The organism is Pseudomonas rhodesiae (assembly GCF_007858255.1).
Taxonomy (GTDB): Bacteria; Pseudomonadota; Gammaproteobacteria; order Pseudomonadales; family Pseudomonadaceae; genus Aquipseudomonas; species Aquipseudomonas rhodesiae.
Genome location: NZ_VFEU01000008.1, coordinates 1 through 13,844 on the forward strand (window position 1 = coordinate 1; position 13,844 = coordinate 13,844).

The following is a 13,844-nucleotide window of genomic DNA, read 5'->3' on the forward strand; positions in this document are numbered from 1 at the left end:
TGCGGGTTTGCTTGCGCTTGCCAGCGTACTCGGCGTCGGCGAAGGTCATCTGCTTCATCGGGAAACTCGGTGGGTGGGGTCGCGGTATTTTGCCAAATCAGAAAGTCTTTTTCAGAGTTTCCTTAGAACCGTCATGACTATCAAACATGCGACGGGTCGCAACCTGACTGATATTTTAAGACACATGAGCCGCCAGGATCGCGCAAAACTGACCAACGAAATACTACGCCTGCAAAACCCCCGTCATCCCCGAGAAATAATCCGACTAAAACAGCTGGCCGGGAAACTTCCCAAACGCTTAAGCAATCCCCAACTACGCCAGGACATTCTCCTTCAACTTGGCGATCAGCTGGGCGCCATTCTTGCCGTGACTGGCAGCAGCCTATCTGGAAATATCAACCACATCATCATCGCAATTTATGAGGAGTTCGAGAGCTATGATCACTAAAGTCAAGCCCTTGCAGCCCTCCGGTACAGTTCGCATCTACACCAAGCGCTTCGCTTTCACTGTAGGAACCGCGGTTTCGATGAGCTTGGTCAGTAGCGCGGGCAATCTGTCACATAGCCTGTCTTACTACACCCGAATCCACTATCTCCCCAGCGCATACGCGGTAGCGGCAAGCGCCATACTCGTGATGACTATGTGTATTGGTTTAGCCTTGGTGATGAGGGGGGTTCGTTCAGGCCCCCCCGCACTTGTGAGTGTTGCAATTTTGAACGCTTTGCTTGCAGCGGAATACTTAGGTAACCACCCCGTTACCTTGTTTGCGCTATTTCCATTGTTTCAATCGCTGTTCTGCCTGCTGATCCTTAACACAAGAAACCATCGCCGCTACGTCAGCATGCTGCGGGTCAAACGTCGACGAAAAATAAGAGCCCACGCAAAAACCTGAAGCAGTGCCTGATCTGTCCCCCACTTTCAATTCTGCGCTTGGTCAACGATCACCGTGCAGGTAATCCCCGCCGCCAACACCACGCCCTCAGGCACTTCATCAATGTGAATCCGCACCGGCACCCGCTGGGCCAGGCGTACCCAGTTGAAGGTCGGGTTTACATCAGCGATCAATTCACGGCTTTCGGGGTTGTCGCGGTCGTAGATGCCGCGGGAGATGCTTTCCACATGGCCCTTTAGCGTCTCGCCGCTCATCAGTTGCATATCGGCTTTGTCGCCGACTTTCACATGGGGCAACTTGGTTTCTTCGAAGAAGCCGTAGACCCAGAACGAGTGCATATCCACCACGGCCATCTTGGGCTCGCCGATGCGGGCGTAGTCGCCGCGATGAACGTTGAGGTTAGTGACGTAGCCGTCCACGGCCGCCACGACCTGAGTGCGTTTCAGGTTGAGTTCGGCTGCTTCCAGCTGGGCCTGCGCATGTTGGTAATCGGCCAGGGCCGAGTCGGCGATGTTGCTGGCGTCGTCGCGGTTTTCCTTGGAGATGACCAGGGCGTCCAGATCGGCGCGGCGGTGGGCGTTGACCTTGCGCATTTCCCAGGTGGCTTTGCGCGAGGCGACCAGCGCCTGGGCCTGTTTGACCGCGATGCGGTAGTGCTCCGGGTCGATCTGCATCAGCAGGTCGCCCTTTTTTACCAACTGGTTGTCGCGCACCGGCACGTCGACCACTTCACCGGTAACGTCGGCGGCGACATTGATGATGTCGGCGCGCACACGGCCATCGCGGGTCCACGGGGTTTGCATGTAGTGCACCCACAATGTGTGGCCAATCCAGATCGCCAGGGCCAGTACCAGCAAGGTGGCAAGCAGGCTGAAAAACTTTTTCATCAGTGCATTCTCAACGGTAGACGCTCAGCGCCAGGGCGCCGAACAGGCAAACGAACAGGCTCAGGCGCAGCAACGCCGGATGCCAGAAAAACCGGTACAGGTCGAAGCCGGCCAGGAAGCGATCCAGGCCCCAGGCCAGCACTGCGGCAATCAGGAACATCAGGGTCATGGTCGGCATATAAATGCCGTGGAACGCGATTTCACGGGGCATGCGGGGCTCCTTTGAGGGCCGCCAGGGGTGATTGCGGGTCCAGCAACGAGGTGCGGATAAAGTGCAGGTAGCTTTTCACCCGGCGCAGGGCCGAGGTATCGAAGTGCGGGGCGAAGGGTTCATCGGTGGCCTGCACGCGGCTGATCGCATGGTCGACCGCGACCAGCCCGCGCTCCAGGTTGCTCGCGCTGGGTTGCAGAAACAGCCGCACCAGCGAGCGCCCCATCACGCGAATCGCCTGGCGCCACGGCTGGGATTCGGCATACGCCGGGTGCACCGGCAGGATCGCCTGTTCCTTGCGCAACTCGATGATCGCGTGGCCGACCTCCAGCACCACAAACATCCAGCGCAGCAAGTTGCGCTGCACTTGCGGCTGGCCGACGGCGAGGCCATAAGCCTGGTGCAACAGGTCGCGGGTACGGCTCTCGAAACTGGAGGCCAGGCCCTTGAGCTTGCCGCTGATGGCGTACACCACTTGTTCGCGCAGGTCCTGCTCCAGACGGCGCCACAACCAGCGGCTGTTGGGCGGCAGGATGATCGCCCCCGCCGCCGCACACACCAGCATGCCGATGATCATGGCGATGTAGTCGTTGATAAAGGTGTAGGGGTTGTAGACCGTGAGGTTGTCCGGCACCGAGCCGGTGCTGAAAAAGATCAGCAGGCCCACGCCGACACCGGCGTATTGCGGGCGCGAGGCAAGGAATGCGCCCAGGATGATCACCGGTGCGAGCATCACGCACAGCAACGGGAAGCCATCGATCCAGGGGAACACGAAGAACATTTCGACAAAGCCCACCAGGGCACCGATCAAGGTACCGCAGGCCATCTGGAACGCCATGCGCTTGGGATTGGGCGTGGCGGCGGACAGGCCGACGGTGGCCGCTGCGATCATCGTCATCGTTGCGCCGCTGGGCCAGGCGGTGGCCACCCAGTAGCTGCCCAGCACGATCAGGATGAACGACGCACGAATCCCCGAAGCGGCGCAGGCCAGCCAGTTGGTTTTCGGTGTGTAGGGTTCGTCCCAGTCTTCCCGCGCATGGCTGTGCTCGGCCAGGGAGGCGTGGGTTTGCGCATAGTTGTGCAGGTCGTCGACAAAGCGGTACAGCAACTCATAGGCGGTGTGAAAATCCAGCTGTTCGGCGTCGCTGGGGTTGCCCTCCTGAAAGCGCGCCCGCAGGCTGCGCACCGTGGCCGGCAAGCTGTCCTTGTAGGCGCTGAGCTGGTTGACCAGCCGCGCAGCATCGGGGCTGGTGAGGGCGCGGCCGGAGAAACCGTCGAGCACTTCGGCGAGGTCTTGCAGGCCCGGTTTGATCGCGGCCACCACATGGTCGGCGGCATCGGTGCGCAGGCGTTCAAGTAACTGGTGCAACGCGTTGAAGCGGGTGGTGATACTCATGAATTCGCTGTTGAGGCGACTAAGGCGACCGTTGCGCCGACGCATGTGCGGGTCTTCGAACACCGTGATACTGCGCAGCCCCTCCAAGCCCACGGCTTCGGCGATAAAGCGCACGTTGCTGGCCTCGAAGCCGTCGCGCTGGCTGCGCCCGCGCAGGCCATCGGTGACGAACAGCGCGAACACGCCAAAGCGTTGGTAGAGCGCGTTGCGCATGGCGGCGCTGGAGGTCTGCGGCAGGATCGCGGCACTGACCAGGGTCGAGCAGATGATCCCCAAAGAGATCTCCAGCACACGCCAGACTGCCGCCATAAAGGCGCCGTCCGGATGCGCCAGGGCCGGCAGGCCGACCATCGCGGCGGTATACCCGGCCAACACAAACCCATAGGCGCGAAAGTTGCGGTTGCGCGTGGCGCCAGCGGTGCAAATGCCAACCCAGATCGCCAGCGCACCGAGAAACAACTCGGTGTTCTGCGCAAACAGGGCGATCAACAAGACCATCACCGCCGACCCCGCCAGGGTGCCGAGGAAGCGGTAAAAACTCTTGGCGAACACTTGGCCGCTCTGCGGCTGCATCACGATAAATACCGTGATCATCGCGGTGCGCGGTTGTGGCAACTCCAGACGCATGGCCAGCCATAGCGTAAGGAATGCCGCGATCAGCACTTTGAAGATGTATACCCAGGTCACGCCGTCGCTGCGTGCCCAATCGAAGAAACCACGGCGCCACTCAAGGGAACGCAGCCAGCGCAGCGGTGCAGGCAAGGGAGTCATCGCAACCTACTCAGTGATCGAACGCGGCCAGCGCCGCCGGGGTCTTGCTCGGAACGGTCTTGGCGGGTGCCGGCACGTCGTCGCCGGCACCGAGGCCACCGCCCAGGGCGGTCACCAGTTCGGCATGGGCGCTCAGGCGCGCGGCCTGCACTTGCTGCTCGATCTGTTGCTGGCGAAACAGCAGGGTCTGGGCGTTGAGCACGTTGAGGTAGTCAGTGAGGCCGCGCTGATAGGCGATCATCGCGATGTCGTAGGTTTTCTGCGCCGAGGCCACCGATTGCGCGGCGAAGGTCTGCTGCTTGTCCATGGACTCGCGACGGATCAACTGGTCGCTGATGCCCTTGAGCGCATTGACCAGGGTCTGGTTGTAGCGTGCCACCGCGATGTCATAGCCGGCGCTGGCTTCGCCCAGTTGCGCGCGCAGGCGGCCGCCGTCGAAGATCGGCAGCGTGATGGCCGGGCCGACGCTGTAGTTGAATTTTTTGCCGGCCAAAAATTCCAGCATGCCGCCGCCGGTGGCCATATAACCGAGGCTGCCGACCAGATCGACGTTGGGGTAGAAACCGGCATGGGCCACATCGATGCCCCGCGCCTGCGCTGCCACTTGCCAGCGACTGGCAACCACATCCGGGCGTTGGCCAAGCAGTTGCGCGGGGACACTCGCCGGCAACTTGAGCGGCGCGGCCAGGGACAGGCTCGGCCGCCGCAACTGCGCGCCCTGCCCCGGCCCCATGCCCGCCAGCGCCGCCAATTGGTTACGGCTCAGGGCGATGGCTTCGTCCAGCGCATCCAGTTGCCGATGGGTTTCCGGCAACGGCGATTCGGCCTGGCTCACGTCCAAATGCGTGCCAATCCCGGCGTCGAGGCGTTTGTTGGCCAGGTCGAGGATCTGCTGTTGCTGGGCCAATGTGGCGGCGACGATATCGCGATTGGCGTAGTGCAACGACAGTTGGATATAGGCGCGCACCACGTTGTTTTGCAGTTCGAGCTGGGCCTGACGCGCTTCGGCGGCGCTCATATGCGCCAGGTCCACCGCGCGCTCGGTGGCGTTGCTTTCGCGACCCCACAGGTCCAGGGCGTAGCTCAAGCCCAGGGACGTATTGTTGTCCCAGGTGTTGGCACCGCTCAGCTCGCCAGGGCCGTAGAACTGATCCTTGGGCCAGTTGTGACGTTTGAGGGTGGTATCGCTGTTGACCTGCAGCGCTTCGGCCGACTCGGCCAACCCGGCCATGGCCCGCGCCTCACGCACTCGCGCCGCCGCCATGGCCAGGCTTGGGCTGTGCTGGGTAGCGAGGTCGACCCAGTGATCCAGTTGCGGGTCGCCGTAGGCTTGCCACCACTGCACGGTGGGCCAATGGGCGTCTTGCGCGGCGTGCTGGATCGCCTCGTCGGTGGCCAGTTGATTGGCGTCGAGGGCCTGGCCTTGTGGGGCGATTCCTCCGGTTCCGATGCAGCCGCTGATTGCTAACGATAAAGCCCAAACACTGAGAGTCTTCAGCTCTCTGCTGATGCGACGCGGCACGGCAAGCGAATTCCTGAGATGGGTGAAGCGGGAGAGGTGACGCAATTCTAGGGCGCGCGGGGGATGTCGATAAGCAGGCATTCCTGTGAATCTTTGTTACCGTTCAGGCGATAATCCTGGCGCTTGCCCTACATAGTTCGGTGCGCAGAACCCTACAGAATGGGCGATAGTCAACCTTGCGGAGCCGCCCATGCTTCCTCCCTTGAGCGTCATTGCCCCCACTGCCGCCCATCTGACACCCGCCGACGCCTGTGCCAGAGGCTTGCGCAGGCAACTGCATATCCATCCCGAACCGTTGACCCCCGGCATGTTGCCTTTGCAACGCGATGTGCGCTGGATCCTCGACACGGTGCTGGAACAAGTGGTGAACCTGGCCGGCGACCCGCGTGATAAACAGGCGATCGAAGCGCTTCACCGCACACTGTCCAACAGTCCGGCCAGGCTGGAGCTGACAGCTGAAGAACTACCCGACTGCTATGTTTTTTTCAAAAAGGCCGAGCACCTGCTCAAGCGCCACCGCAGCGCCGATGCTCCGGACATCGAAGCCGACTATCGTTTGTGCCGCGCGCTCAAGTGGCAGTTCCGCGCCGCTGCCAGCGATGCCAGGCACGCGCATCTGACCCAAGGCGTGTTGTCAGCGCTGGGTTATATCGATGCCGGTGGCAAACGCATCAACCATCGCCACCTTGGCTACGAATTCGCGCTGGAATCCACGCGGCAGTTAAGTGCAGGACCTTACCTGTCAGCCGACTCCCTGGTGGAAATTACCGACGACCAGCGCATCAGGAGCACCCGCGTGGTTGCCCTACTGGGCAAGCTGAACTCGACACTAGCGAACGTGACGGCGGCCACGTCAGGTCATCAACTGGGAATTGGCTATTTATCTTCACGGGAATACCCAAGCCTTGGGCACTATGCCGACGCCCGCAGCCACTCCGTGCGTACATCCCTAAGTGAAAATATCGCCCGGACGGTACGGAATCTTCCGGCCATTTTGAGTGACCGTTTTCATTTGCAAAGGCATCGGGACTACAGCGCACAGAGCCAGCCTTACACCCGGGAGGCACTGGCCGGCAAAGGCCTGGGCGACGTTGAATTGCCCTGCCTGCAACACACCGACCAGCCGCTCATGACCGAACGCGGTTTTAAAATGACTGCAGACAGCAAACTGGCGCTGGATGTCTTCAGCTTCCTGAAGGTCAACACTTCGATGGCGCTCACATTGCAACGCACTGTCCAATCCAAGACGCTCGATATCCTAGGCCTGTACGACACCGCGCCGGGGCTAGCCCGGCAGCAACTGGCCGCCCGGCAATCATCATCGGACACACTGTTCAAGCTGCTGGAGGATCTGAATGCGCATGTGGCATCCAGCAGCCGACACTTTGTTCAACAGCTCAACTCATCGCGCGCAAACGCCGTGGTTGACCTGCGTACTCAACAGGCCCACTCGCTGCTGGAGCGCTACGTACTGCTTCAGAGCCTGGGACCTGTCGATCCAGTGGTAAACGCCGACATACGCGACCTGATCCAGCAGCACCGCGCCCTTCTGCGTCCGCAGGCGTTGTGCGTCTATCAAATAAAGGCCCCGAGCCAAATACTGAGCGGGTCGGTAAGCGCCTCGGTCTCATCCCAAGCCGAGGGTGGTAAAGGCGTGACCCTTGAGCTCAGCCACCGAACATCCGACGATCCACATCTGAGTGGCGACTACCTGTCCATTGATATCGCCCCGCTCAAGTGCAAAAAAGGGGTGGCCGCGGCACTGCGCGAAGTACTCGCAGCCCTGGGTAAGCAGACCTTTGACTGGGAAGAACTGATCCGCTCCATCAGCGCTTCGCTGCTCGACCCCGCCCGACAACCGTCCATCCATGTATTGGTCAAGATCAAGCATGGGCAACCGGTGGTGCTTCTGACCCGTCATACCCGCGACAAGCATCGCGACCTGGCCTTGTCGGAACCGATCAGCCACTACACCGGTGTCCAGTTGCAGTCCTTGCGCACCCGGCAATCGCTGCACAAGGAGCAATGGGGCACCGATTCGCTGGACCACCTGCTACCGATCGCCCGCCGCTACCTGGCCAACCCCGACGACAGGCCCGGCTGGGACCTTTATATACAGGCACACAGCGAAGACCTGTCGAAGTTGCTCGACGCCATGGGCCGACAATCGCCGGGCAGTGTCCTGAACGCTGAGCTGGACGCGCTCAGGCGCATCGGCCCGGCACTCGATCAGGCGGTTGAAACGCTGACACAGCAGGCCGCCGACGCGCTTGCGGCGCCGACACCGGAAAGTCGTGCGCGGACGCGACAGGCACTGGACCAGATGCTGCTGGCCTACATGCCGCATTATGTGGCGAAAGTCAGCGAGGCCTGGACATTGCAATGAGCGCTGGCGGGCGTTTTCCTCGACTTAGGTCGTGCCCAGTGGATACACACCTGCTGGCAACTTCATGTCACAATTTGCCATCGCCCTTGAGAACCCCCCATGGACACTTTGCAAAACATGCGCGCCTTCAGTTGCGTGGCCGAAGCGGGCAGCTTCACCGCCGCCGCCGCCCAACTGGACACCACCACGGCCAACGTCTCGCGCGCGGTCTCCAACCTTGAGGCCCATCTGCAAACCCGCTTGCTCAACCGCACCACCCGTCGCATTGCCCTCACCGAGGCGGGTAAACGCTACCTGCTGCGCTGTGAACAAATCCTCGCCTATGTCGAGGAAGCCGAAGCCGAGGCCAGCGACGCCCACGCCCGTCCCGCCGGGCAACTCAAAGTGCACACCATGACCGGCATCGGCCAGCATTTCGTGATCGATGCCATTGCCCGCTACCGCCGCACGCACCCGGACGTTACCTTCGACCTGACCCTGGCCAACCGCGTGCCGGACCTGCTCGACGAGGGCTACGACGTGTCCATCGTGCTGGCCAGCGAATTGCCGGATTCGGGTTTCGTATCCCAGCGGCTGGGCATTACCTACAGCATCGCCTGCGCTTCGCCGGACTACGTCAAGACCAAAGGTTGCGCACAGCGCCCCCAGGACTTGCTCAACCACGCGTGCCTGCGCCTGGTCAGCCCGGTGATCCAGCTGGACAAATGGACGTTCAATGGCCCCGAAGGCCAGGAAAGCGTGGCGATCAACACCTCGCCGTTCCTGGTGAACTCGGCCGATGCGATGAAAACCGCCATCACCAGCGGCATGGGCGTCGGCCTGCTGCCGGTGTATGCCGCCATCGAAGGCCTGCGTAACGGCACCCTGGTGCGGGTCATGCCCAACTACCGCTCCCAAGAGCTGAACCTGTACGCCATCTACCCATCACGCCAATACCTGGATGCGAAGATCAAGACCTGGGTGGAATACCTGCGCGGCTCGCTGCCGGAGATTCTGGCGGCTCATCAGGCCGAATTGGTGGCGTATGAATTAAGCGGCAGCTTGGGTGGGGTGCGGTTGGCTAATTGATGGCCAACAAACAACCCATTGGGGCCTGTGCTCAGATTGGCTCGGCGGTGTCCTGACAACCGCCGGCAGGAATGTTAGCGTGCTTGGCATTCTTTCGTAGTCGATGAGCCCCGCCTGCCATGAAAAAGACTGTCCTCGCCTTCAGCCGCATCACCGCGCCGATGATCGAACGCCTGCAACAGGATTTCGAAGTCATCGCGCCCAACCCCAAGCTGGGGGATATCAATGCGCAGTTCGCTGAAGCCCTGCCCCACGCCCACGGCCTGATCGGCGTGGGCCGCAAGCTGGGCCGCGCGCAGCTCGAAGGCGCGGCCAAGCTGGAGGTGGTATCGAGCGTGTCGGTGGGCTACGACAATTACGATGTGCCGTACCTCACCGAGCGTGGAATCATGCTCACCAACACCCCCGACGTACTGACCGAAAGCACCGCCGACCTGGCTTTCGCCCTGCTGATGAGCAGTGCGCGGCGCGTGGCCGAGCTGGACGCCTGGACCAAGGCCGGGCAATGGAAGGCCAGCGTCGGCGCACCGTTGTTCGGCTGCGATGTGCATGGCAAGACCCTGGGCATCGTCGGCATGGGCAATATCGGAGCGGCGGTCGCGCGGCGCGGGCGTCTGGGTTTCAACATGCCGATCCTGTACAGCGGCAACAGCCGCAAACCGGCGCTGGAACAGGAACTGGGTGCGCAGTTTCGCAGTCTCGACCAGTTGCTGGCCGAAGCGGATTTCGTCTGCCTGGTGGTGCCGTTGAGCGACAAGACCCGTCACCTGATCAGCACCCGCGAGCTGGGGCTGATGAAGCCCAGCGCCATCCTCGTGAATATTTCCCGCGGCCCGGTGGTGGACGAGCCGGCGCTGATCCATGCCTTGCAGAACCACATCATTCGCGGCGCGGGGCTGGACGTCTACGAACAGGAACCTTTGGCCGAGTCGCCGCTGTTCCAACTGAGCAATGCCGTGACCCTGCCGCACATCGGCTCGGCCACCACCGAAACCCGCGAAGCCATGGCCAACCGCGCCCTGGACAACCTGCGCAGCGCCCTGCTCGGGCACAGGCCCCAGGACCTGGTGAACCCGCAAGTGTGGAAGGGCTAAAGCCTGGGCCGCGGAGGTCGATAACCTTCCATAGATCGTCCTCCCTGATTCACAGAAGGTTTTTATGCCTACCTCCAAAGCCCGCGCAGACTCACTCTCGCTTCTGCTCTTTACCTTGCGCAGCGGCAAGCTGATGGCCATCAACCTGCTGAAAGTCAGCGAAATCATCCCTTGCCCGCCGCTGACCAAACTGCCGGAGTCCCACCCGCACGTCAAAGGCATCGCCACCCTGCGCGGCTCCTCACTGTCGGTGATCGACCTGAGCCGCGCCCTCGGCGAGATGCCGCTGGAAGATCCGAACGGTGGCTGCCTGATCGTCACCGATGTGAGCCGTTCCAAGCAGGGCCTGCATGTGCAGGCGGTGAGCAAGATCGTGCACTGCCTGACCACCGATATCCGCCCGCCGCCCTACGGCTCCGGCGGCAACCGCGCGTTTATCACCGGGGTGACCCAGGTGGAAGGCGGCCTGGTGCAGGTGCTCGACATCGAAAAAGTGATCCACGGCATAGCCCCCGCACCGATTGAAACCGCACCCACCGACCTGACCATGGAAGAAGCCGAAGTGCTCGGCCATGCGCGGATTCTGGTGGTGGATGACAGCCAAGTGGCGTTGCAGCAGTCGGTGCACACCCTGCGCAACCTCGGCCTGACCTGCCACACCGCGCGCAGTGCCAAGGAAGCCATCGACGTACTGCTTGAAATGCAAGGCACCGGCGAAGAGATCAACGTGGTGGTATCGGACATCGAGATGTCCGAAATGGACGGTTACGCCCTGACCCGCACTCTGCGCGAAACCCCGGATTTCCAGCACCTCTATGTGCTGCTGCACACCTCCCTGGACAGCGCCATGAACAGCGAAAAAGCACGCCTGGCCGGGGCTAACGCGGTGCTGACCAAGTTTTCCTCCCCAGAACTGACCAAGTGCCTGGTGGTCGCCGCTCAGACCGTAGCGCAACAAGGCCGCTGATCGATGGTTGAGTATTTCCAACTGCTACGCCGCCCGCTCGGCGGCAGCCTGCCCGCCCCGCAGTGGCCGGCCGGTACGCAGCTGGATCATTACCGAGAAGAACTGGCGCCGGCGATTCATGCGGTCCTGCGCATGACCCAGGACCAAGGCGGCGGGCGCGTGCCCGACCTACCCACCTGGCAGGCTCAGTTCACCACCGATGCGGAGTTCGACCCCACCCTGTGTCTGGTGGCCAGCAATCAGTCGGGCATTCTCGGCGTGGCGCAATGCTGGACCAGCGCGTTTATCAAGAACCTCTGCGTGCATCCCTGCGCTCAGGGCCAGGGGCTGGGGCGGGCGTTGTTGCTGCACGCGTTCCAGGTGTTCAAGCAGCGCGGCGAACCCTACGTGGACCTCAAAGTACTGGAAAGCAACCTGCGCGCCCGGCGGCTGTATGAAAGCGCGGGCATGGGCTTCGTGCTGCGCGACGTGGTTGATCGCGAGTGACTGGCGCATAACTTGCTTCCAGAGTCGCACAACGGCGAACAGAGGTAAAAACCCGTCACCGTTGCCGCGTGCCCTCTGACCTAGCCTGGTAACAGATCCGCCATGAATACCCATTTTTCCTGCGTCGGTTGTGGCAAATGCTGTTCCGACCACCATGTCCCGCTGACCCTCGACGAAGCCCGTATGTGGGCGGCCGACGGCGGAAATGTCATCGTTCTGGTGGAAGGCTTTCTCGGCAACGGCCTGGGCCTGCCCGCCCATCAACGCGAGCATGCCGAACGGCGGTCGGTGGTGGTTCCCAGCGGCACTGCCGAAGCATTTGTGGCCATCACGTTTGCCGCCTATAACGCCGGACGCTGCCGGAATCTTGACGAAGACAACCTATGCCGCATTTATGAACGGCGCCCGCTGGTGTGTCGCATCTACCCGATGGAGATCAACCCGCATATCCCGTTGAACCCTGCCGCCAAAGAATGCCCGCCGGAGTCCTGGGAACAGGGGCCGGCATTGATCGTCGGTGGTCAATTGGTGGATCGGGAATTGGCGCAGTTGATTGAACGCTCCCGTCAGGCCGACCGCGACGACGTGCAGACCAAGGAAGCGGTGTGTGCACTGCTGGGCATTCGCACCACCGCGCTCAAGGGCGATGGGTTCACGGCTTACTTGCCGGACATGGGCGCGTTTGCCCAGGCGATTGACCACGCGGCGCAGCAACCGAAAGTACCTAATGAATGGGTGTTTCATGTGTCTGGGCTGGACATCGCCGAGCAGGTGCTGGATGCCGGGGCGCAGATTGCGACCGAGGTGCCGGCCAACTACGCATTTATCCCGTTGCGGGCGGCGTAAGTCGCTGCGCCCCTCGGCTGCTCACATACTATCCGTCATGCCCGATGGGCGGGGCATCGAGGCGGTAGGGTTGAACGATGCGCTGATACTCGCCGTTGTGCATAAGCTGCTCAAGGGCGCGGTTGAGTGCTTGGCGCAACGCGGTATCCGGCTTGCGCACCGCAATCGCCACGCCATCGCCCAGCAACTCGGCGGAAACGGGAGGGCCCAGAAAGTCAAAAGCCTGGCCCTCGGGGGTATCGAGTAAAGCCTCGCGAATTTCCACGGTGCCTTGCAAGGTGGCATCGATATCCCCCGCCACCAGGCTGCGGACCAGTTCGTCATTGAGCCAGAAGCTTTTGACGATCACACCTTTGGGCGACCATTTCGAGCGGGCGAAGGCTTCACGGTTACTGCCCAGCAGCACGCCGACACGCTTGCCCTTGAGCGAGCGGGCAGAGGGCTGCAAGCCGGAGGCTTTGCGCGCCACCAGGCGGGTGGTAAAGGGATAGAGAAGATCGGTGAAGTTCGCCCAACGTCGCCGTTTGGAAGTGGGGGCAATGCCCATGATTGCGTCAAAGTGGCGGGCATCCAACGCACGGAAGTCTTCGACCTGCACTTGGTCGACCCAGGTGCAGCGCACATTCAATTGCACGCACAAGGCATTGCCCAACTCGATGTTCAAGCCGACCAGTTGCCCTTGCGGGTTGCGACTCTGGAACGGAGGGAATTGTGCGGCAACGGCGAAACGGATTTCGTCACGCGGTTGCTCAGCGGCCGCCACGGCATCCACCGACAGCAACAGGGCAAGCGCTACACACAGGTGTATCAAAGCCACGGGAAACATCCTTTTCCGGAAAGACCAACTTCACCATCCCTGCGCGGTAACCCTGGGGGCATGGCAGAAGCTGGCAAGCTTTCTGGAAACGGATGTCATCCTACAAGCAGAAATATCAGCAGTATTTGTAGGCAAACGCCATAACTAACCGACCGACTTTATTCTCAGCGTTTACCCATGGAGCGCCGAGTGCCCGGCGGGGCCATGCCCGGGGTTTTGGTGTGGCCGTTCTTGGCGCCGTTCTTGTACCAAGGCTGTGCGGCGTTCTTGGCTCCGGCGAGCTCACCCGGCTTGAAGGGAAACTTGAACGCCGGGATCTCGGCCTTTTCAACGCCTTCGGCGTTGGCCGGATCGGCGAGGTCGGCCGCTTCAACAGGGGATTGTGTCGGGGAATTCATGGAAGCTCCGGAGCATGCAAAAAATGAAGCGAAGCCGGCTTGCGGGCTTCGCTGGCGCGCAGTATACCTGCCCGCCTCGGATCTTTAACCACCGCCTGTACG

The 13,844-nt window shown here is 61.7% G+C and carries 13 protein-coding genes and 1 pseudogene; 8 read left to right on the plus strand and 6 right to left on the minus strand.

Going from position 1 to position 13,844, the window contains the following annotated elements:
* Both FIV35_RS13935 and FIV35_RS13940 read left to right on the plus strand, forming a co-directional pair.
* A pseudogene (locus tag FIV35_RS13935) lies at nucleotides 1-448 on the plus strand (hypothetical protein); the annotation flags it as partial.
* A complete protein-coding gene (locus FIV35_RS13940) occupies nucleotides 438-893 on the plus strand; it encodes a hypothetical protein (RefSeq protein ID WP_231980871.1) in 456 nt (151 codons plus the stop codon). The pseudogene FIV35_RS13935 and the gene FIV35_RS13940, both read left to right, overlap by 11 nt.
* Before the next feature lie 26 nt (nucleotides 894-919).
* Here FIV35_RS13940 and FIV35_RS13945 read toward each other — a convergent pair whose 3' ends face one another.
* Genes FIV35_RS13945 through FIV35_RS13960 form a run of 4 tightly spaced genes read right to left on the minus strand, consistent with a single transcriptional unit; the run spans nucleotide 920 to nucleotide 5,680 of the window.
* Entirely contained in the window at nucleotides 920-1,780 is an 861-nt protein-coding gene (locus FIV35_RS13945; protein ID WP_034137034.1) for an efflux RND transporter periplasmic adaptor subunit, read from the minus strand.
* 10 nt (nucleotides 1,781-1,790) lie between these two features.
* Nucleotides 1,791-1,991, minus strand: coding sequence for a DUF1656 domain-containing protein (locus tag FIV35_RS13950; RefSeq protein ID WP_034095984.1), 201 nt, complete (start codon nucleotides 1,989-1,991; stop codon nucleotides 1,791-1,793).
* Complete coding sequence (locus FIV35_RS13955) at nucleotides 1,981-4,158, minus strand: FUSC family protein (RefSeq protein WP_034095983.1); 2,178 nt, start codon at nucleotides 4,156-4,158, stop codon at nucleotides 1,981-1,983. The genes FIV35_RS13950 and FIV35_RS13955 overlap by 11 nt, the downstream gene beginning before the upstream one ends.
* A gap of 10 nt (nucleotides 4,159-4,168) precedes the next feature.
* Nucleotides 4,169-5,680: an efflux transporter outer membrane subunit gene (locus tag FIV35_RS13960; protein WP_034137033.1), complete on the minus strand. Its 1,512-nt coding sequence runs from the start codon at nucleotides 5,678-5,680 to the stop codon at nucleotides 4,169-4,171.
* Between the two features lie 190 nt (nucleotides 5,681-5,870).
* On the opposite strand from FIV35_RS13960, the gene FIV35_RS13965 reads away from it, so the two are divergent.
* From FIV35_RS13965 to FIV35_RS13990, 6 genes are all read left to right on the plus strand, one after another.
* Entirely contained in the window at nucleotides 5,871-8,066 is a 2,196-nt protein-coding gene (locus FIV35_RS13965; RefSeq protein ID WP_146374987.1) for a hypothetical protein, read from the plus strand.
* A gap of 99 nt (nucleotides 8,067-8,165) precedes the next feature.
* Nucleotides 8,166-9,134 carry a LysR family transcriptional regulator gene (locus tag FIV35_RS13970; RefSeq protein ID WP_034095981.1) on the plus strand — a complete coding sequence of 323 codons (969 nt, stop codon included), beginning with the start codon at nucleotides 8,166-8,168 and terminating at the stop codon, nucleotides 9,132-9,134.
* 119 nt (nucleotides 9,135-9,253) lie between these two features.
* Entirely contained in the window at nucleotides 9,254-10,228 is a 975-nt protein-coding gene (locus tag FIV35_RS13975; RefSeq protein WP_034137031.1) for a 2-hydroxyacid dehydrogenase, read from the plus strand.
* Nucleotides 10,229-10,292: 64 nt separating this feature from the next.
* Nucleotides 10,293-11,195 (plus strand): chemotaxis protein CheV, encoded by a 903-nt coding sequence (locus tag FIV35_RS13980; RefSeq protein ID WP_034095979.1) that lies wholly within the window; start codon nucleotides 10,293-10,295, stop codon nucleotides 11,193-11,195.
* 3 nt (nucleotides 11,196-11,198) lie between these two features.
* Nucleotides 11,199-11,681 carry a GNAT family N-acetyltransferase gene (locus tag FIV35_RS13985; protein WP_034137030.1) on the plus strand — a complete coding sequence of 161 codons (483 nt, stop codon included), beginning with the start codon at nucleotides 11,199-11,201 and terminating at the stop codon, nucleotides 11,679-11,681.
* 102 nt (nucleotides 11,682-11,783) lie between these two features.
* Nucleotides 11,784-12,527 carry a YkgJ family cysteine cluster protein gene (locus FIV35_RS13990; RefSeq protein WP_034137029.1) on the plus strand — a complete coding sequence of 248 codons (744 nt, stop codon included), beginning with the start codon at nucleotides 11,784-11,786 and terminating at the stop codon, nucleotides 12,525-12,527.
* Between the two features lie 28 nt (nucleotides 12,528-12,555).
* Here the strand turns inward: FIV35_RS13990 and FIV35_RS13995 are convergent, their stop codons facing one another.
* Together FIV35_RS13995 and FIV35_RS14000 are read right to left on the minus strand one after the other, a co-directional pair.
* Nucleotides 12,556-13,344, minus strand: a complete 789-nt coding sequence (locus FIV35_RS13995; RefSeq protein ID WP_034137028.1) for a transporter substrate-binding domain-containing protein — start codon at nucleotides 13,342-13,344, stop codon at nucleotides 12,556-12,558.
* Between the two features lie 164 nt (nucleotides 13,345-13,508).
* Entirely contained in the window at nucleotides 13,509-13,742 is a 234-nt protein-coding gene (locus FIV35_RS14000; protein WP_034137027.1) for a hypothetical protein, read from the minus strand.
* Nucleotides 13,743-13,844: the final 102 nt, after the last annotated feature.

What these genes read in the sequence shown, in the direction of transcription:
- FIV35_RS13940 (WP_231980871.1), top strand. Translation starts at nt 438, where the DNA reads ATGATCACTAAAGTCAAGCCCTTGCAGCCCTCCGGTACAGTTCGCATC.
- FIV35_RS13945 (WP_034137034.1), bottom strand. Translation starts at nt 1,780, where the DNA reads ATGAAAAAGTTTTTCAGCCTGCTTGCCACCTTGCTGGTACTGGCCCTG.
- FIV35_RS13950 (WP_034095984.1), bottom strand. Translation starts at nt 1,991, where the DNA reads ATGCCCCGTGAAATCGCGTTCCACGGCATTTATATGCCGACCATGACC.
- FIV35_RS13955 (WP_034095983.1), bottom strand. Translation starts at nt 4,158, where the DNA reads ATGACTCCCTTGCCTGCACCGCTGCGCTGGCTGCGTTCCCTTGAGTGG.
- FIV35_RS13965 (WP_146374987.1), top strand. Translation starts at nt 5,871, where the DNA reads ATGCTTCCTCCCTTGAGCGTCATTGCCCCCACTGCCGCCCATCTGACA.
- FIV35_RS13970 (WP_034095981.1), top strand. Translation starts at nt 8,166, where the DNA reads ATGGACACTTTGCAAAACATGCGCGCCTTCAGTTGCGTGGCCGAAGCG.
- FIV35_RS13975 (WP_034137031.1), top strand. Translation starts at nt 9,254, where the DNA reads ATGAAAAAGACTGTCCTCGCCTTCAGCCGCATCACCGCGCCGATGATC.
- FIV35_RS13980 (WP_034095979.1), top strand. Translation starts at nt 10,293, where the DNA reads ATGCCTACCTCCAAAGCCCGCGCAGACTCACTCTCGCTTCTGCTCTTT.
- FIV35_RS13985 (WP_034137030.1), top strand. Translation starts at nt 11,199, where the DNA reads ATGGTTGAGTATTTCCAACTGCTACGCCGCCCGCTCGGCGGCAGCCTG.
- FIV35_RS13990 (WP_034137029.1), top strand. Translation starts at nt 11,784, where the DNA reads ATGAATACCCATTTTTCCTGCGTCGGTTGTGGCAAATGCTGTTCCGAC.
- FIV35_RS14000 (WP_034137027.1), bottom strand. Translation starts at nt 13,742, where the DNA reads ATGAATTCCCCGACACAATCCCCTGTTGAAGCGGCCGACCTCGCCGAT.